The following is a 19,602-nucleotide window of genomic DNA, read 5'->3' as shown; positions in this document are numbered from 1 at the left end:
ATAAGGCATATCAGATTTCCACTCACCATTATTCGGGATGTAGCGCAGCCCGGTAGCGCGCGTCGTTCGGGACGACGAGGTCGCAGGTTCGAATCCTGTCATCCCGACCAGCTAAATTGAGGCTCTCCGTCAATGACGGAGGGATTTTTTGTTTTTGTCGTGTGCCAAACTTGTTTGGATAAGCCGCAAAAACAAAAAAGAAATTGGCACTTAGTGCCTAGCTTCAATTTAGCTGAGACCCTCCCCTCAAGGATGGCTGCGGCCAAGCATGCGGGGCTGCGGGGTGTAGCCAATCCTGTCATCCCGACACGCAAAAAACTTGCGAAAGCAAGAGCTTTTGCTGCCGCTTATTGCTAAGACCTTTCGTTTTTACTACCTTTACCCAACCTTAGAAAAATATAAGACCATGTGCGGAATTGTAGGCTATTTAGGCAATCGTGATGCCTTCCCCATTTTGATAAAAGGGCTTAAGAGACTTGAATACAGAGGCTATGACAGTGCAGGCATTGGCCTCATTGCTCCAAGTGGCTCGCTCAATATCTATAAAAAAACAGGCAAGGTAAATCAATTGGAGGCCTATGTGGCAAATCAGAACACAGCTGCCCACATTGGCATAGGACATAGTCGATGGGCCACCCATGGAATTCCTTCTGACAGTAACGCGCATCCGCACACCAGCGAAAGTGGCAGACTTGCTATGGTGCACAACGGCATTATCGAGAATTACGCTGCCTTAAAAAGTGAACTATTGGCCCGAGGCCATCACTTTGCGAGCGAAACGGACAGTGAGGTGTTGATCCACCTTATTGAGGAAATCCAACAAAACGAGGGATGTTCGCTGGCCGAGGCCGTGCGCCTTTCCCTTAGTCAAATCATCGGTGCCTATGCCATCGTGCTTATCAATAAGGCGAACCCGACCGAAATGGTGGCCGCCCGCAAAGGAAGTCCCTTGGTTATCGGTGTTGGCGAAAACGAGTTTTTCATCGGGTCGGATGCTTCTCCCTTGATAGAGTACACCAAAAACGTCATTTACCTGAACGATCTGGAAGTTGCCCATATAACTCAAGGACAACTAAATATCAAGAGCATAGACAATAACGTACGGACTCCAAAAATACAGGAGCTGGAGCTGAAGCTGGAAGCCATTGAAAAAGGAGGGTACGACTATTTTATGTCCAAGGAGATTCACGAACAGCCGAGATCTATCAAGGACTGCATGCGTGGCAGAATATATCCCGAGCAAGGACTTGTTACCCTAGGAGGTCTAAAAGAATACAGCGAAAAGCTGAAGCAAGCCGAGCGCCTTGTCTTCGTAGCCTGCGGCACGTCGTGGCACGCGGCATTGGTAGGCGAATACCTCATCGAAGACTTTGCCAGGACCTCTGTTGAGGTGGAGTACGCTTCCGAATTTAGATACCGAAACCCGATTATAGGCGAAAAAGACATTGTAATAGCAATCTCCCAGTCAGGCGAGACCGCCGACACATTGGCGGCAATGACCCTGGCCAAAGAAAGGGGAGCCACCGTTTTGGGCATCTGCAACGTGGTGGGATCTTCTATACCGAGACTGTCAGATGCGGGCATTTATACTCATGCCGGGCCAGAAATAGGCGTGGCTTCTACCAAGGCATTTACCGCTCAAGTGACCGTGCTCACCTTGTTTGCCCTGTACCTGTCTCAACTTAAAGGGACATTAAAACAAGGCAAGTTGATCGAGCTGCTGACCGAACTGGACCATATTCCGGAATTGGTAGAACGTTGTCTCCAACTGGATGCGGGCACCAGGTTCATAGCCGAAGAAATCAAAAATAGCAGAAACTGTATTTTCTTGGGCCGGGGTACCGGATTTCCCATTGCCTTGGAGGGCGCATTGAAGCTGAAGGAAATCAGCTATATCCACGCCGAGGGCTATCCCGCAGCCGAGATGAAGCACGGCCCCATTGCCTTGATAGATGAGGATATGCCTGTAGTAGTTATTGCCACGAAAAACAGTTCTTATGACAAGGTGATCAGCAACATACAAGAGGTGAAAGCACGCAAGGGAAAAGTGATAGCTATTGTGACGGAAGGCGATGAGGAGGTAAGAAAGTTGGCAGATTTCGTGTTGGAGATACCGAATGCAGACGATACGTTTCTACCGCTCCTTGCCAGCATCCCGTTGCAGCTTCTATCATATCATACCGCCTTGCTGAGAGGTTGCAATGTAGACCAACCTCGCAATTTGGCAAAATCGGTTACGGTGGAATAGGTAGAGGAGGCATAAGGAGGGAAGGTGTAGGGAGGGAAGGCAAATACCTTATACCTTACTTTACTTTAGCTTCGGCTGTCCTTTTTTATTGATTTGGGGGTCTCCTGTCAATGTCATGGCACATCGGAAACCAACGGTGGCGGAGGACTGGTCTTGCTGCATATACCTGCGTGTTGCAGGATTCAGCCAATAGGCCCTATCGTTCCATGAACCACCTTTGTATACACGCGACTTATTGTTCACCAAAGAAGTAATTCCATATAAAGCCTCCTGCTCATCATCGTTATAGCCACGAAGGTCATTGGTATATTGTGTCGTATCTCCTGTACGTTGCCCTTGTAACTCTTCCCACGTTTGTTTCCGCTCGGTAGTCGCGGCCACCTTAATAGGTTTCCCGTGTTTGTCCTGCGCATAAATCCCCCGCTCGGCATCACTCACCTGTTTGTTCTCGTAAACATTGCCCCTAAAGGGATTGAAATCATCAAAATCTTCGAAGGAAAGTTTCCTGTAGACATCTTGTACCCATTCATTCACATTTCCCGCCATATTATAAAGGCCGAAGTCATTGGGTTTGTATTTCCTGACAGGAGCAGTGATGTCTGCTCCGTCATTTAGATATCCGGCCGTACCCATATTGTTGCCTCTTCCCAACTTAAAATTCGCCATCACCATGCCCTGCGTCCTTCTTCTTTCAGAACGTACGCCCATGCCATTCCACGGGTACACCCTGCCACTTTGGACATTCCCTCTCACCGTATTTCCTATCAAACCAAGAGCAGCGTATTCCCACTCCGCTTCCGTGGGCAATCTATAGGGCTGTTTGAGCAAGCCGTCTTCCAAACGGACGGGACGCGTCGCCCCTTCCGCAGCCCCTACTTTCATATCCTTGGGCATCCGCTCGCCGTCTATGCCTTCTCCAATATATTGTCCATTGAGGTAAATATCTGTATTGAAAGGTTGCTTTCCTTCACCAACGCTGCGGCTTTTATAATCGGCCAGAACACCTTTGGACCGCAATATTTCCTCGTTCACCCTATCCGTCCGCCATGCACAGTAGTCCTGTGCTTGCTCCCAGGTGACCCCCACCACTGGATAGTCCTGATACGCAGGGTGCCTCAGGTAGTTATCTACATAGGGTTCATTATAGGAGAGGGGATTACGCCAAACCAGCGTATCTGGAAGCGCACGATAATAAAGCTCCCTATCTCCAGGATAGTTTGTTTGCAGCCAATAAAGATATTCCAGCCAGTCCACGTTTGCGACTTCCGTCTCGTCCATATAAAATGAAGCTACGGTGACCCTACGTTTGGTTACATCATTCTCATAAGCCAAATCTTCATCCAGACTCCCGCCCATCAGAAAAGTGCCTCCCTCTATCATCACCAGTCCAGGTCCAGGACCGCTCTTCACCTTCCGGTTCACCTGAAAACCGCCATTATCCGGATCGTTGTACTTCATTCCGGTTTTGGAAGAGCGCGCTCCCAGCGTTCCCGCCTTTTTGGAACAGCCAGCTAGAACAAACGAAACAATAAAAGACGAGAATAAAATAAATTGAAAATATCTATTACGCATCACCACTATTTTCCACAAAAAACATTTCCTAAAACAGAATGACCGTATAAAAATCAATCCCTTATGCAATGTTTAAGGGGCAAAGTTAATCATTTTTATCTAAGAACAACTTCTGTAAACGGATTGCTATTTTCCTCTTCCTTTCCATTTCTTCCACCAGTCGAGAAGTTCCATATCATCCAGTTTTTCCTTTTCCGAAAGATCGATGTCCTTGTTGATCATATAAAGTTCATTGGCCCTTAAAGTATCCACGTCGGGAAATGGTGATTGATAAGCCTTGGACACGAGCAACGTGCCAGACAAAAGGTCCAAGGACTGTCCTGGCTCTTTCTTAAAGGCATCAATTTTAACTGCAAGCGGCAATTCCAAGACCTCTATCTGCATTAATGAAGTTTGTATATATATCGGCAACTTTTCCTTTTGCAATTCCAACAATACCAACCCGTCGACATGGATCAAAGTGCTATCTTTCTCGTTTTTTCTATCAACCCGACTGACATTGTCCCAATAGTAAACCACATTCAGGCTATCCTCATCATAGGCCTCAACTTTAACCGGATCAAGGGTACGGTTACTCCTATCAGGCACATTCGAGTCAACACCTTTTGGCACCTGATTACAAGCCGATTGCCCTATGAGCAATGCTAAGGAGAAAACAGACAACAGATTCTTCGTCATGAATAGATTTCGATCTTGTTATTTATAAAGCCTCTCATAATATTCCCGGGCCATGCGGTCGCTTCCGAAGGTGTAACGTACGTCGTCCATGCTTTGCTTTACGATAGACAGCCATTTGGCATGATCATCATAATACATCGGCAGAATGGTATTTTCCAGCAAGTCGTAGAGGTGATTGAAGTCATGTTCATCCTGCTCCTCTATACTCGTGTGCTCGTAGTCGGCCGTGGGTATGACAAAGCCGTTCACCTCGTGTTTGATGAATTCCGGTATCCAACCGTCATTGGTAGATAGGTTGAGTGCGCCGTTCATGGCAGCGGTCATCCCGCTCGTTCCCGATGCTTCTCTAGGTACGCGCGGATTGTTGAGCCAAATGTCGGCGCATTGCTTCAATTGGCGGCTCAAAGCCAGTTCATAGCCTGTGAGCACGCTGATGTTTGGGTACACTTTGGACATATGTACTAGGTAATTGAATAAATTGACGGCTCCCATATCCGTGGGATACGGTTTTCCGGCCCAGATAATCTGAATAGGGTATTTCGTGTTTTTCACCAATTGCTCAAAACGTTCCCTATGCCTTAGCAAAAGGTCTGCACGCTTATAGGCCGCAAAGCGTCGTGCCCATACCACCGTGAGCACATCGGGCCTGTAGATCTCCCCAGCCTGATCGGCCACCGTAAGGAAAGCGTGGCGCTTTATTTTTTGCTTGCGCAGTCGCATTCCTTCGTCGTCTCCATGCTCCCGCAGTTCATACAGTTTCTTATCTGCCCAATACGCCCAATTTTGCGCATTGGTAATGCCTTCAATGGGGCAAGTATTCCCATATTTTTCCCACATGAGCCGCGCCACCTTTGCATGCAATTGCGATACCCCATTTGCTTTCTTCGCTAGGCGAAGAGCTGCCAAGGAAAGGTTGAAAGAATCATCATGCATCTGCGTAATCTGTTGTATTTCATTGGCGCTGAAATCATAAAAATAGCTCATCACCTCACACAGTTGCACATTGTGCTTTTCATTGCCGGCTTCCTCCGGCGTATGCGTCGTAAATACTAGATGTTCCCGCAGTGCCTCCGGACTTCCAAACTTGCGCAACAAATAGAATGCGGCGGGTAAGGCATGTGCCTCATTGAGGTGATATACCTCGCAGTTGTAATGCAAGATATCGAGTAGTTTGGCACCACCAATGCCCAATAAAATATATTGTGCCAGTTTCGTCGCCTCGTTGGGGTCATACAGGCGATGGGAAATGGTCTTGGAAACATAATCGTTCTCCTCTGTATCAGTGGTAAGCAGATACAATGGTGCACTTTGAAAAGTATTCGGATGGAGGTAATATACTTTCACCCAAACATCGGCGCCATGAACCTTGACGGTAAACTTGATGCCCGTATCTTCCAGGAAACTGTATATCTTCTCTTGCCAATCGACCCGCAGTGTTTGATCTTCGTTCCTGCCCTGATCGTAATAACCGTATTTCCAAAGGATACCGATACCTACCATATGCTGCCTGAGCGAGTAGGCACTTCTAAGGTGCGAACCGGCCAGAAAGCCAAGGCCACCGCTATAGATTTTCAGCGCCTGATCTATGGCAAATTCCATTGAAAAATAGGCTACGCGCTTGCTGTATTCCTCATTGCAAGGGTAAGGGTGGGTATATTCCGTTGATTCCATCAATGCTTGTTTGTTTGGTAACGAATTAAGTCAATTCTGAGGACATAAACAAATAGGTATTCAAGCAATAATTAGTTATTTGTCAATCTATGAAATAAAATAGCCGTACGTTTCACTATCGCTTCTACGGAGTGAAGATCTACAAACTCTCCTGGTGCATGGGCACCGCCGCCCTGAACCCCCAGACCATCCAATACATCTACATAAGTCGCTATAAAGGAAACGTCTCCGGCTCCCCTTTTTCCCGGATCGAAGGCTTTTACCTCCCCGAGCTTCATGTCAAGGCTCACCTTGTTCAGTACAGCGAGCAGCGCGAGGTTACCTTCGGTAGGTGGCATGGGGGCATATCCGTCCCTAAAGGAAATCTCCGCGTGGGCATGTGGCAAATGATCCGCCACAATGGCTTTCATCTTAGTTCTCGCTCTTTCTAATTGCGCTGTGGTGAGCGATCGGAGATCACCTTGCACTACCGCCCTATTGGCTATCAGGTTGGTCTTGCCCGATACCTCGGCTTTAATGCCCGAAGAGTCCATGAGCACCTGTGTCCCCCCGGCGATGAGCCCGGGGTTGAACGTGAGGTTTTCTTCCTGCAATTCCTCATAGAAGCGGTTCAATATGCGTGAGGCTTCATAGATAGCTCCAGCACCGGAGTTTTCCGAAAAAATCCCTGACGAATGGGCCTGCTTTGCCTGCACTTCCAATGTCCAGCTGCTACTGCCCCTACGTGCCACGGTAGCGTATTCAAAGCCGGTGCCGTTCTCAAAGGCCAGCGCCGCATCGCTACGCTTGGCCAATGCTACGATATCCTTTCTGCTTATAGCTATAGGCCGGCCGGGGCTCTCCTCATCGCCATGTAGTATTACCACGATCTGGCGATCTTTTAGTTCACCAGCCTCGTGCAGCACCTTGAGGGCATAGAGCAGCACCATATTGCCCCCTTTCATGTCGCTGGTTCCAGGTCCAATGGCAATGGAATCTTTCCTTTCCCATTTTTGAAAGGGGCTATCTTCTTCAAAAACGGTATCCATGTGGCCTATCAGCAGGAGCCTTTTCCCTTTGTTGCCTTTAAGCTCTGCTATCAAATGGCCACCGCGATTCATCTCTGTCGGCATATCGATCCAAGACGTGGCAAAGCCCAAATCTTCCAAAAATTTACTGTATAACTGACCCACGCGCCTTACACCTTCGGGATTTTGCGAACCGCTGTTGATGTTGACGGTCTCCTCCAAGAAGCGAATGGATGCTTCGTGGTTAGCCTCCACCCGACGGATTATTTTTTTTTCACTGACCGAAAGATCCTGCGCAAAGCTGTACGAGCAGGCAGATACCAGCAGTATAAGCGTATATTTTTTGATCATAACAAGAGCATTAATGCCCCCAATGTCTTATAAGGTATTTTTGGTTTGCTTGGTCAGTAAAGCAAGCAAATAATTGGCTAAAATGCAAACTTGAACGGCATTTCTCTAGTATAATTTCTTGTTGGCCTGTTTCGCCCAATCATTAAAGACAGCCGCTGCCTCATCACCGAGCAATCGTTCCATGCTCAAACTACGATCCCTTATCGGCCTGTCCAATTCCTCATAGATAAATTGATCGTCAAAACCTATGGCCGCGGCATCCGCTTTTGTATTGCCATAGTACACGGTTTTGATGCGCGACCAATAGACGGCTCCCAAGCACATGGGGCATGGCTCACAGCTGGTATATAGCTCGCAATCCTCCAAGTGAAAGTGTCCCAAAAAGGCCGAAGCTTTCCTAATGGCATCCACCTCCGCATGGCAAGTAGGGTCATTGGTTTCCAACACCCGGTTATAACCTCTGGCGATTATCTCGCCATTTCTCACCACTACTGCCCCAAAAGGCCCACCCGCTCCTTTATTCATCCCTTCATGCGACAAGGCTATGGCCTCACGCATGAAGGAGTTGCGCGTTGTGAGTTCTGTGTTGTGAGCATCTTTCATATTATCAAGAGACTAAAGCTGGAAAACACTACACCATAGTACGGGCGTAAAATTTTACGTCCCAAACCAATTTAATGTCCTCCCCTTACCTGTACATGCTCTATATTGGTAAAGCGCTTGGCGCAATAAAGACCGAAAACAAGTATATACAAATAACATACTACTGGCAGAATCATCGAATATTGAACGCCTATCTGATCTGCCAAAGCACCTTGAATGACAGGAACGATAGCCCCTCCAAGTATGGACATGACCAGTAGGGAAGATCCTTGACTGGTATATTTGCCGAGACCCGCAATAGAAAGGGTATAGATATTGGAAAACATAATGGAATTGAAAATACCGATACCCAATATGGTGTACATCGCAAAAGCGCCAGAATTGAAGATGCTCAGCAATAGCAGCACGACGTTAATTCCTGCAAAGATGGCCAATGTACGGGCAGGTGCGCCCTTTCCGATGAGGAAGCCCAATAGATTGAGCACAATGAACGCAATGAAGAAGCTGACCTGATTGAAACTGAGATCTACCAAGCTAAAGATAAGCAAAAATACCAGTACCGACACTGCTAGCATGTATATCCACTTCTTAGCGGCCGCCAGGGTATGGTTGAGGTAAATAGCTCCCAAGAAACGGCCTATCATCGCTCCGCCCCAATACAGCGACAAGTAGTTTTTACTGATTGATTCCGGCAGTCCCATGATATCTTCATGCTCCAAAAAGCTGATGATAAAGCTACCAATAGCCACTTCGGCACCTACATAGCAAAAGATGCCCAATACACCCAAGCGCAGATGAAGAAACTTCAAGGCACCAAGTCCTTTCTCTTCTTCTTCCGTGGCTTCAAAAGAAGGCAGTTTTACGGCATATATGATCAAGGCGACCAATAGCAATATAACGGCAAATATCAAGTAAGGAATCCGCGTAGCCTGCGGACTGATCACCCCATTGTCTGCAAAAAACTCAAATATAAGATGGCCTCCCAGCACCGGGGCGATGGTAGTCCCCAATGAATTGAATGCCTGGGTCATATTGAGCCTGCTGGAGGCCCCATCCTCTGGCCCTAGCAGGGAAACATAGGCATTGGCCGTAATCTGCAAAATGGTAAACCCAAGCCCTAGCACAAACAATGCGGCCAAGAACAAGCCGTAAACAGAAGTACTCGCCGCCGGCCAAAACAGCACGCATCCCAATGCCGACAATACGATACCGGCCAGCATAGCTTTCTTGTAACCTACTTTATTAATGGGGTCTCCATAATGGTAAGAGATAAGGAAATAGGTCAATGAACCGATAAAATAGGCACCAAAAAAGCAGAACTGCACCAACATGGATTCAAAAAATGTCAGGCTAAATAGCTGCTTTAGGTACGGAATGAGGATATCGTTCATACAAGTGATGAAGCCCCACATGAAAAACAACATGGTGAGGGTCGCCAATGGGACTATATAATTATTCCCTTTTTGTGTAGTAGATGTCATTTTGGTTCGTCAGTTAGCATTAAAAATCATGATAAACACGGCCTCGAAAAGCCTTCGCAAATTTAGTGTAATAATCGGCATATTATAATTATTACTTCCATTGGTCTGCGGTTATTCTAAATATAAATTATTGATCAAGCACAGCGGCCCACCCCCCATTTCGCACCATTTTCACTTGAAATTTGTCGCCATGCTTCACTTGACTATGGTTTCTCCTATAGTCCATAGCCTGTCTGTCCGCATTAATGCCATCTTCAAAAGAGGTCACGGAATAGGTCTTGCCTTGATCCAGAAAGTCGAACGATAGCTCGATAGTTCGTTCTTTTACATTGGTCATTCCGCCGATAAACCATCTATTTCCTTTCCGCTTGGCCACCACAACAACTTCGCCCGCCTCAGCTACCAAAGCTTTGGTTTCGTCCCATGTGGTGGGCACCTGCGTGATGAACTGCGTGCAGTCTTCATTTCGATAATAGAGCGTAGGATTATCGGCCAACATCTGGATACCGCTCTCGAAAATGACGAACAAGGCCAACTGATAAGCCCTGGTACCGATACTGGCCGCATTAGGCCTTTTTGCGGCATAGGCTTCTGGTTGCATACTGATCATTGCTCCCGGCGTGTAATCCATCGGTCCCACGGCGTTCCTCATGAAAGGGAAAAAAATGCTATTGTCCGGGTAGCACCCGCCCATTTGTTCCATGCCCCGCACACCCTCATAGGAGAGCACATTGGGGTATTTATATTCTAAGCCGGCTGGCTTGAAGGAGCCATGGAAATCCACGAACAACTCGTGGGCCGCGGCCTCCCTGGCAACACGCTCGTAATAGTTGACCATCCATTGATCACTGCGATCCATAAAATCGATCTTGACCCCTTTTATGCCCCAATCCTTGAAGGTTTTGAACAGCTCAAAATGATTTTCGACAGCAAGCCATGTCAGCCAAAGGACAATACCGACATTTTTTTCCTTCCCGTACCTAATCAGTTCATGTACATCCACTTTTGGATTTGGGGTAAAGGGATCTAAGGTACTTTTTGCCCAGCCCTCATCCATTAGGATATAGGGAATGCCAAACTTCGCTGCAAAATCGATATAGTATTTGTAAGTATCCAGGTTGTATCCCGAAACGAAATCAACATCGGGGCCATATGGTGCCGCATCGTTCCACCACTCCCAGCTTACCTGTCCAGGCTTAATCCAAGAAGGATCCTTAATTTGGCTCGGAGCGGCCAGTTTCAATGTCATGGTATTTTCAATAAGCACCGCATCATTTTTGGCAATGACAAAATAACGCCAAGGGAAAGCCCTGCTTCCCGCTGTTTTGGCGATGTAATCTGCTTCCTCCAGAATCTTCAAGCTGCGATCGCAGTCCGGTCCAAATGACAATGGCGCTTTTGGAAATAGGGCACATGTACCATTGCCCCCAGTTCCTTGCACAAACATACATGGATAGTCAGTCAAGTCTGCCTCGCTCACCAATATCTTGTGCTTGTTTTTGGTATCGATAAGCACGGGCAAGGTGGAAAATTTGTCATTATCCTTCCACTCACCGCTTAGCAGATGGCTATATGGTTCCTCATAGGCAGTCTTGAAGCCGTTTGGCTGCTGCAGGTGCAATAGGTATTCTTGAGGGAAATTGATGTCCATGTCTTCCGAATAGACTTCAATGCTATCTTTTAGATTGGTTATAAAGCGATAAGCCAACCCATCGTCAAACACCCTGAACTCCACCGCATAATTACCCTTAAAACTCAATAATAGGCGATTATACTCATTTTTCACCGTTGAGAACTTCAGCGGTACAACGGGATGGATGTTTTCCGAAACTTTATCGACCTTTTTCTTGAGCAACTTCGGAGACTTGCCCAGTTGGGCATCCTTCAAGTGGAGGGCAACGGCATTGTTTTCCATCAATACCGCATTGTCCGAGCTCACTGTGTAGTAAATGCCATCGGACAAGGATACGGACAGCTTAATGTTATTATCCGGAGAGGATAATTCTACCTGCTGTGCATGAGCTCCCCAGATTGTGGATAGGAATAGCCCTATACCTATGATATTTAGTTTTCCCATAAATGAAAGTATTAAGTCAATCTGCAATGGCGGCTAGCCTGGCATACATCTCCACCATGGCCGCTTGCGTAATCAGCATTTTTTTCCCTTGCTTGTTTTTGCCGCTCCAATCTTTGCCGAAAAGCCCATTCTCATCACGCATATGCTGCCATGCATGATCCAAATTGGCCGCAAAGGCATCGACATAGGTACTGTCGCTATCCGCATGGTATAGGGCGACAAATCCCCTCATCATCACGGCAATGAACCAAACATCCGAATTTTTCAGCAGCGCAAACTGCTTTCCATTTTCATCGGTAAACGTTTCAAAAAAGTAAGCATAACTAGCTCGCGCTATTTGCTGGGCCTGTTGTAGGTATTCCCTTTCACCGGTCAGCTCATAGAGCAAAACAGCGGCTTCTAACATCTGCCCGCTATTATAGGGGTACTTAGCCTTGTCCACTCGGCCATTGAGGTTTATATTGTCGAAATAAAGATAGTCTGTCGTATCCTGCAAGTTGTCCTGGGTCCAGTGGTAGATGTCTTTACCCAGGGCCAGGTAGCTATTATCATTGGTTGCCTTAAACAATTTGAGGGCAAGCACCGCTGCAGGTGCATTGGAACAAGTGTTCTTGGAATGTTTCTTCTGCTCGCACCAATAGATGCCCCCACCCAATTTAGCGTCATGGCCGCTCATAATAAATTTCCATATGAGCTCGGCCTTGCGTAGGTATTGTTCCTCTTTGGTTTGCATATAGAGGTCCGTAAAATCGATGCCTAGCCAGATATTATCGTCATAGAAACGATCTGACGCCGGCGCAGAGTTGATGTAAGAGGCATAGCCACTGGGGCTACGTTTGTCATCCAAATAGCTTTCCAAGCCTACCAATACCGCAGTGTCCAACAAAGCTTTATAAGCAGCTTGCTCTTGATAGAAATACAGCGCATTGACGGCAGAAAAGGTACTGGAATAAGGCCATAGATAAGCATAGGGATTAGGACGGTCGGCATTCCCATCGGCCAAGTAGGTTGCTTTGTAATCGGCATCAAAAGGATGGGTTTCGCGAAGCAACTTGGTGCCTGGCACGTCAAAATGCGCATACAAGGAATCTAGCGCCACCACTGCTTTTTGGGAAAATGATTGTCCAAAAATAGGGTTAAAGCAAAAAATCAGAGAAAAAACTGCTAGCCAGCCAAACGAATACTTTATCATAATCTGGTCACTAAATCATTTTAGCAAAACTATAAAAATATCTCGCCCAAACAATGGGATTATCAATTTATTAACAATTGACGCAGAAAGAGGCTCCTGTAACAATTGGAACATGGTATGGTCTAAGAAGAAAACATTGGGTCATGGTAGTTTATATTTTCATCGCGTTGATAGCCGTATTGATTTTGTACGGATTGGGCAAACTGTTTAACAGAAACGGAAAAAAGAAAAGCAAAACCCGCGAATGGGCAGATGCAATGGTCTTCGCCGTAATCGCAGCCACCTTTGTGCGCACCTTCTTTATTGAGGCCTATGCCATCCCCACTGGTTCGATGGAAAAAAGCCTTCTTGTGGGGGACTACCTTTTTGTCAGCAAGATGCATTACGGCGCAAGGTTGCCCATCACCCCCATTGCTTTCCCTTTTGCGCACAATACCATGCCCCTTGTGGGGAGTAAGAGCTATTGGGATGGGTTGAAACTTCCCTATAAGCGGCTTCCCGGATTGCAGCCTATCCGGAGGAACGAGCCCGTGGTATTTAACCTACCGTCTGATGGCGGTGCGCCTAACTACCATCCCGTAGACCGAAAGGAGAATTACATCAAGCGCGCCGTGGGCATCCCCGGCGACACGCTGGTCATTACTAAAGCAACCGTTTTTGTCAATGGTCAGGCCAGTCCTATTCCAGCCACTGGCCAATACCTATACAGCGTATATACGGACGGTAATAGCCTCAATCCCCAACGCCTGCACGATCTGCGCATCGACGTTGCCTACAGCAGTCCCGAATACCTCGAGATGTTCCTCACCCCTACCCTGGCCGGCACCATTAGCAATTGGTCTGGGGTCACAAGAGTAGAAATGATAAGAAAGCCCAAAGGCAATGGTGAATGGAACATTTTTCCAGACAGCAGCCTACATTGGAACCAAGATGAGTACGGCTCCTTTATCGTCCCGAAAAAAGGCTGGACCACTCCGCTCGACGCAAAGACGGTGACCTTATACAAAAAAGCCATTAGCGAATATGAAGGACATCGCCTCGAAAAGCGAGCAGACGGTTATTATATTGATGACAGGAAGGCAACACATTATACCTTCGCCATGGACTACTACTGGATGATGGGCGACAACAGGCACAACTCGCTCGACTCCCGCTATTGGGGATTCGTACCCGAGGACCATATAGTTGGCAAACCACTCTTTGTTTGGCTAAGCCTGGACGAAGCTGGCTCCTTGTTTGAAAAGATACGATGGGAACGTTTTTTTATGCCTATTAAGTAATATTTATTGATTGGGGCTGGATTTTACAATCCAAAATTTCAGGTAAAATCGTAAAAGATGCGCAATTTCCCTCTCAATAGAAAACGCGGTTAAGGTACTGGTTTTCGTATCGGGGTGGATACACGGCAAGTATCTGGTCGCTTATTCATCCCCATCAATTTAACATACTTGAAGATTCCGGATTTGTGTCCCTGTAATTTGACTCTTCAGCAACCGTTAAAATCTCCTGTTCAGCATGAACATCTGATTTTTCAATCAGCGCATAATACACAGGTTGTCGGTCAAACACATACACATTAGACGCCACTACACTGCCTGCACCTTCCAGGCAAGCGGCATTTACATCCAATTCAAATTCTTCCCTATCTGTTCTTTCCAATACCAAATACCTCTTCATAACTGCGTCCTTTACAGGGCAACAGTTGTATCATCGCATTTGTTTACCAACACCCAGGCAACCTAGCGAAAGTCATAACCGAAACAGCAAATCGTAAATTCAATGCGGTTAACCTCTGCAGATGACAAAGGAAAAATTAAGAGGTTCAACTACAGGCCAAATAAAACATAAAAGCAGGTTAATACTGCATTTTTACGGTACTGAACAAAGAAACGGTTTCTTAAAAATCATTTGGTGTATTCTTTAAGGTTATATTCATTTTTGGTTAGGTTTTTACGGCAAGTATTGACATGCTATTCCTACTGATCTTTTAAACTTTTAACCGGATTAGCCAAAGCAGATTTAATTGCCTGATGGCTGATCGTTAAAAACGCGATCATGATAGAGATCAAGCCTGCTAAAACAAAAACCCAGAGATTGAGATCGGTGCAATAAGCGAAGGACCGCAACCATTCGTTCATACCCAACCAAGCGATGGGGATAGCGATCGCAATGGCAATCAATACCAAACGCAAGAAATCAAAGCCATCAGTCTCACAATCCCCCACGTGCTGGATCCCAGCACCTTTCTGATGCCGATTTCTTTTGTACGGGACTGCGCCGTAAATACCGTTAAGCCTAAAAGCCCTAAGCAGGAAATAAAAATAGCAATACCCGAAAAATAATTGAACAATGCAACTTCATGTAGTTCGCTTTCGTACAGGCATTTATAGATATCATCTTGGAAAGCATAATTAAAGGGGTATTCTCCATTATATTTTTTGAACTGGTTTTCAACTGCGGATATGGCCTGACTGGCCTGCTGAGAAGTGGTGCGAATATGCATCACATTCGCTTTGTTTGGCGCATAATAAAAGACAGCTGGATGAATTTTTTCTTTCATCGAAGCAAAATGAAAATCCTTTACTACACCTATTATCGTCCCTTCTATATCCCATAGTTTATAGCGTTTCCCGATCGGATCTTGCATACCAGACTCACGGACTGCCGCCTCATTCAGTATAAAATGAGTGCTATCATTAGGCATACCCGTGAAGTCTTCTCCTTGTATCAATTTCATTTTGTAAAAGGAGAGAAAGTTCTGATCTACTGCAACCGGATAGGTAATAAAAGTAGCATTTGGTTCTTTTCCGTCCCAATCATTACTGCCTGTGATATTTCCTAGCCACATGATATTGCCCATTGACCGCGTTACATTTTCTATTCCAGGTTGTTTCAACAACTCCGCTTTAACCGCTTCATAATGCACTTTCATATCCCGCATACCCATACCAAATACCTGTTCCTTATCATATCCTAAATCTTTGTTTTGCATGTAGCGGAGTTGTCTGGCAACAAATATCGTACTGGCAATCAACACAACGGAAAAAACAAACTGTACAACAACCAATATCTTACGAAACAAAACGTCTCCAATTGAATTGGAGATTTTACCTTTTAAAGCTTTCAAAGGCTCAAAGCCCGATAACAATAGTGCGGGATAGACGCTCGCAGCCAATAGCGTTCCGCTAATAGCCGTAAAAAAAACCATTAAAAAACTTTTGTCTGCTACGTTTAAAATCATTTGCTTTCCCGACAGCTGGTTGAATACAGGCGTTAAAAGCACCATCAGAAATACGGCTATCAGCGTAGCAATTACAAAAAGTATGATTGTTTCTACGAAGAATTGGAAAAATAGCTGGATTCTGGCCGCACCTATGATTTTACGCATGCTCACTTCTTTGGCCCTCAACATCGCACGCGCAGTAGAAAGATTTACGTAATTGATACAAGCGATGACAAAAATAAGGATAGCGATCGCAAAAAACATCTTGACCGTTTTCATCCCGCGATCTGTTCCATCGGCATTGTAAAGATGACTTTTCGAAAGCGGTTGTATTAAATATTCTACATCGGTATCCTCCGCCTTATGTGCCAGGTGAATAGCATCAAGTTTTTTACTTAGCGCTGGCAGCGAAGTCCCGGGCTTGAGCAGCAAAAAGGTTTGATAATTGAAATTGGTAAAATCATTCATGATGTCATGCCCATGGGCGGAAAGCTCACGAGTAGTAAAATCGTTCATGGATGCCATGATAGAAAAGTTAAAACTGGAGTTATGTGGAAAATCAGCTACAACAGCCGTCACGGTAAGTGGAACACTATCGTTCGCCATTAACACCTTTCCCACTGCGCTGGTCTCACCGAAATACTTCTGTGCCGTTTTCTTCGTAAGTACCACCGCATTAGCAACTGAAAAGGGATGTGCTGCTTTTCCCTCTAATACAGCTAAATCAAATACGGAAAAGAAAGAGGGGGCTACATACACGGCATTTTCATCGCCAAAAACCTTGTCTTCGTACCGAAAAAGGGTGAAATCATTTGCCGAAGTGATGCGCACCTGATCTACCACTTCTGGAAGCTCCTCTTTCGCCAAAGGACCAATAGGCGCTACATCAACCGTCCAAATCTGTTTGCTAGATCCGGTTCCTCCAAAAAGCTGTAATGAATATATATATCCGCCGATTTTTTGTAAAAATTATCAAACCGCCATTCATCTTGTACCCACATTAAAATAAGCGTACCTATTGCTAAGCCTGCTATATTGACGATAGAAAAGAACCGACTTTTCCACATATTACGCCAAGCGGTTTTCAAATAATTTCTTAACATAAGTACGTTCGTAAATTTCCAAACAAATCGCAAAAGAAGTGGAACAACTATATTGCCACTTGCGAAATAACTGACTGAAATGGCTTTGAGCATATGGTGCAATAAAAAAGTGTTCGAAAATGAACGGTTAGATGACCGAAAATGAACAGTATTTCTACAACTTCCGAAATACTAAAAACGGACCATTGCAAGCATTTCGTGTAATGAATACTTTTCATTATCTTTGATTTAGTTAAACATGCATATATGTCCGCTGTTTCCAAACATATCGTAAAGAGTTATTCCAGCCTATTTGATGGTTTAGATGCTATTACCAAGTTAGAGCTCATAGAAAGCCTCACTAAATCTATAAAAAAAAATAAAGACGCTAAAGAAACGGCTTTTTACATTAGCTTCTAATAAGTAAGATTACTCCTGCACTGCATCTTGTAATGCCTTTAAAATAGCCCGGTAATCCCTCTCGTTTTTCGATATCCCCTTTTCTTCGTAGTAATAGGATCTACTTTGCACCTCGCCGCCAAAAAGGTAGTCTTCCACGTAAATATTCAGCGATACCGTCGTTTTATCATCCAGCGGCCTTAAGATAAAATTATAAGTTTTTCTTTCACCCCTTTTAGCCGATATCATCTTTCTATTTTTCTCAAACACTTTCGCTTGGATAAACCCAGCCTGTTTATCCATAGCCAAAATAAACATATCACTGGCCTGTATGTAGTTTGCCGTTTTATCAAAAGCCGTATCTATACCGGCATTAAGCGTGATATTTTTAAATGATTGTTCTTTTTGGTCTGTCTGTGCATAACTTGCTCTGAAGCAGAAAACCATCGACAAGCATAATATAATATTCTTCATAAGCATCGGTATCATTAGAAGTATCACAAAACTCAATACAGAAAGCCAAAAAGCCATAAGGGAATTTTGTTGTGAGCCCCCACTTCCATATCATCCGCCACGACAAAACCCTTATCAACATCTTTTATTTGTGTTGTTTTTTTGCCTTTTCCTCCTATCTCAAAGGTATACTGCTCTTCTACAAAAAAATCACCTTTGGGTGCCAATGAAACAAGGTAACCTGCATTACGCAATTGGTTCAGGAAAAAGGATTCCCGCTGCGCTCCTATATTGGGTTGCCCGTTTGCTAAAGCATAATGCAAATTAGGATTTTCCAGATAGATTTTTTCCGGCTTTTGCAGTATGCTCACACTGTGGCCCAGCATTTCTAGTAGGCTGATGAGTTTGGCCTTAGAAAGGTAGTGCAAATATTGTAAAAGCGTATTCCTGCTTAACCCAATTTTCTCACTCAATTTGCTGATATTAGGTTTAAAAGGCACCTGCTCTGCCATTATCGCCAGTAAAGACATAATTTTAGACGTATTGCCCACATCAAAGCCGTCCACATAGCGCAGTTCTGTTTCGACAATTAAACGGGCCACCTGTTCCAACCGAATGAGATACGTATTGGTATTTTCCAGAAAAAACGGATAATACCCTGCGCCTAGATATGCTTCAAAATATTGCAAAGGCAGAAACGACTTCGTAAAGTGCAGCGCAATCTTCATATGGTTATCTAATAATTCATCTAGGCTATACCTAGGCAGTTTCTCCGCTACGCCAATAAATTGGAGGTACTCCCGAAATGACAAACCCTGTAACTCATAAAAAATTGCCCTTCTACTCAGGTCCGCCTCTTGCTTGTGGATATCAATGATGGAAGATCCCGTAAATATCAACTGTAGATCTTTATATGTGTCGTAGATGTTCTTAATTTCACGCGACCAATGCAAATATTTATGCACTTCATCAATAAACAAGATTTTCCCGCCTTTTTGTCTAAACATCTCGGCAAAGTCAACTAGGGTATGTGTGGAAAAATAAATGTCATCCATAGATATATATATCGCCTTTTCGTAACTACCGTCATAATCCATCTTTAGTCGCTGCAACAACAAGGTTGTCTTTCCTGTTCCGCGAGCACCTAAAATACCAATCAAACGATCTTTCCAATCAATCTGACCATATAATCCACGCACATGTTCGGTTGTAATATCTTCCACTAAAAAAGCAGATTTAGCAAACAGTCTTTCCATTTTGATATATATATTCAACAAAAATAATACATTTTTGTTGAATCAACTTAACAATATAGATAAGTTATTGAAATTACAGCTTAATAAAATACAGAAAAAAGGCTTTTTATATTAGCGGGGTGATCCTGATTTTTAGATAAATGTATTAAAAAAAACACATCTTGATGGCTGTTTACGGTCTCTTGTAGGTTTACATAAGCCCACCACTTCTGTTGGCTTTTGGCATAAGGTCGCCCACCTTGATATTCGATTGTCTAGACTACAGCTACAATTCCTGCTGGAGTGAATGGGGCGCACGACAGATTTCCC

The 19,602-nt window shown here is 44.9% G+C and carries 15 protein-coding genes and 1 tRNA gene; 3 read left to right on the top strand and 13 right to left on the bottom strand.

Annotated elements, in window-relative coordinates; translation table 11 throughout:
- The first annotated feature begins 33 nt into the window (after positions 1-33).
- Together A37S_RS0109110 and glmS are read left to right on the top strand one after the other, a co-directional pair.
- Positions 34-110: transfer RNA gene (locus A37S_RS0109110), tRNA-Pro, on the top strand.
- A gap of 296 nt (positions 111-406) precedes the next feature.
- Positions 407-2,248: a glutamine--fructose-6-phosphate transaminase (isomerizing) gene (gene glmS, locus A37S_RS0109100; RefSeq protein ID WP_028296720.1), complete on the top strand. Its 1,842-nt coding sequence runs from the start codon at positions 407-409 to the stop codon at positions 2,246-2,248.
- Positions 2,249-2,308: 60 nt separating this feature from the next.
- On the opposite strand, the gene A37S_RS0109095 is transcribed toward glmS, so the two are convergent.
- The 8 genes from A37S_RS0109095 to A37S_RS0109060 form a co-directional block, all read right to left on the bottom strand.
- Positions 2,309-3,820, bottom strand: coding sequence for an SUMF1/EgtB/PvdO family nonheme iron enzyme (locus A37S_RS0109095; RefSeq protein ID WP_028296719.1), 1,512 nt, complete (start codon positions 3,818-3,820; stop codon positions 2,309-2,311).
- A gap of 126 nt (positions 3,821-3,946) precedes the next feature.
- Entirely contained in the window at positions 3,947-4,498 is a 552-nt protein-coding gene (locus A37S_RS0109090) for a hypothetical protein (RefSeq protein ID WP_028296718.1), read from the bottom strand.
- A gap of 18 nt (positions 4,499-4,516) precedes the next feature.
- Positions 4,517-6,169 (bottom strand): alpha-glucan family phosphorylase, encoded by a 1,653-nt coding sequence (gene glgP / locus A37S_RS0109085; RefSeq protein WP_028296717.1) that lies wholly within the window; start codon positions 6,167-6,169, stop codon positions 4,517-4,519.
- Between the two features lie 71 nt (positions 6,170-6,240).
- A complete protein-coding gene (locus A37S_RS0109080) occupies positions 6,241-7,527 on the bottom strand; it encodes a M20/M25/M40 family metallo-hydrolase (protein ID WP_036601961.1) in 1,287 nt (428 codons plus the stop codon).
- Positions 7,528-7,632: 105 nt separating this feature from the next.
- Positions 7,633-8,130 (bottom strand): nucleoside deaminase, encoded by a 498-nt coding sequence (locus tag A37S_RS0109075; protein WP_051292919.1) that lies wholly within the window; start codon positions 8,128-8,130, stop codon positions 7,633-7,635.
- A gap of 71 nt (positions 8,131-8,201) precedes the next feature.
- Positions 8,202-9,611 carry a sugar MFS transporter gene (locus tag A37S_RS0109070; protein ID WP_028296714.1) on the bottom strand — a complete coding sequence of 470 codons (1,410 nt, stop codon included), beginning with the start codon at positions 9,609-9,611 and terminating at the stop codon, positions 8,202-8,204.
- Between the two features lie 127 nt (positions 9,612-9,738).
- On the bottom strand, positions 9,739-11,688 hold the full coding sequence (locus tag A37S_RS0109065; RefSeq protein WP_028296713.1) for a glycoside hydrolase family 97 protein: 1,950 nt from the start codon (positions 11,686-11,688) through the stop codon (positions 9,739-9,741).
- Positions 11,689-11,704: 16 nt separating this feature from the next.
- On the bottom strand, positions 11,705-12,880 hold the full coding sequence (locus tag A37S_RS0109060) for a glycoside hydrolase family 76 protein (RefSeq protein ID WP_036601958.1): 1,176 nt from the start codon (positions 12,878-12,880) through the stop codon (positions 11,705-11,707).
- Between the two features lie 143 nt (positions 12,881-13,023).
- Between A37S_RS0109060 and lepB the strand changes: the two genes are divergently transcribed.
- Positions 13,024-14,160, top strand: coding sequence for a signal peptidase I (gene lepB, locus A37S_RS24140; protein ID WP_084163831.1), 1,137 nt, complete (start codon positions 13,024-13,026; stop codon positions 14,158-14,160).
- A gap of 154 nt (positions 14,161-14,314) precedes the next feature.
- On the opposite strand, the gene A37S_RS0109050 is transcribed toward lepB, so the two are convergent.
- The 5 genes from A37S_RS0109050 to A37S_RS0109030 form a co-directional block, all read right to left on the bottom strand.
- The gene (locus A37S_RS0109050) at positions 14,315-14,557 is read right to left on the bottom strand and encodes a hypothetical protein (protein ID WP_028296711.1); all 243 of its coding nucleotides are present in this window, start codon (positions 14,555-14,557) and stop codon (positions 14,315-14,317) included.
- A gap of 299 nt (positions 14,558-14,856) precedes the next feature.
- Complete coding sequence (locus A37S_RS26205; RefSeq protein WP_211229750.1) at positions 14,857-15,066, bottom strand: hypothetical protein; 210 nt, start codon at positions 15,064-15,066, stop codon at positions 14,857-14,859.
- A complete protein-coding gene (locus A37S_RS24135) occupies positions 15,057-17,003 on the bottom strand; it encodes an ABC transporter permease (RefSeq protein ID WP_342663594.1) in 1,947 nt (648 codons plus the stop codon). Before A37S_RS24135 ends, A37S_RS26205 begins: the two co-directional genes overlap by 10 nt.
- Positions 17,004-17,614: 611 nt before the next feature.
- Positions 17,615-18,058: a hypothetical protein gene (locus A37S_RS0109035; protein ID WP_028296710.1), complete on the bottom strand. Its 444-nt coding sequence runs from the start codon at positions 18,056-18,058 to the stop codon at positions 17,615-17,617.
- Positions 18,059-18,090: 32 nt separating this feature from the next.
- Entirely contained in the window at positions 18,091-19,293 is a 1,203-nt protein-coding gene (locus A37S_RS0109030; protein ID WP_028296709.1) for an ATP-binding protein, read from the bottom strand.
- Between the last annotated feature and the right edge of the window lie 309 nt (positions 19,294-19,602).

The organism is Olivibacter sitiensis DSM 17696 (genome assembly GCF_000427965.1).
GTDB lineage: Bacteria > Bacteroidota > Bacteroidia > Sphingobacteriales > Sphingobacteriaceae > Olivibacter > Olivibacter sitiensis.
This window is presented reverse-complemented; position numbering and strand designations above follow the sequence as displayed.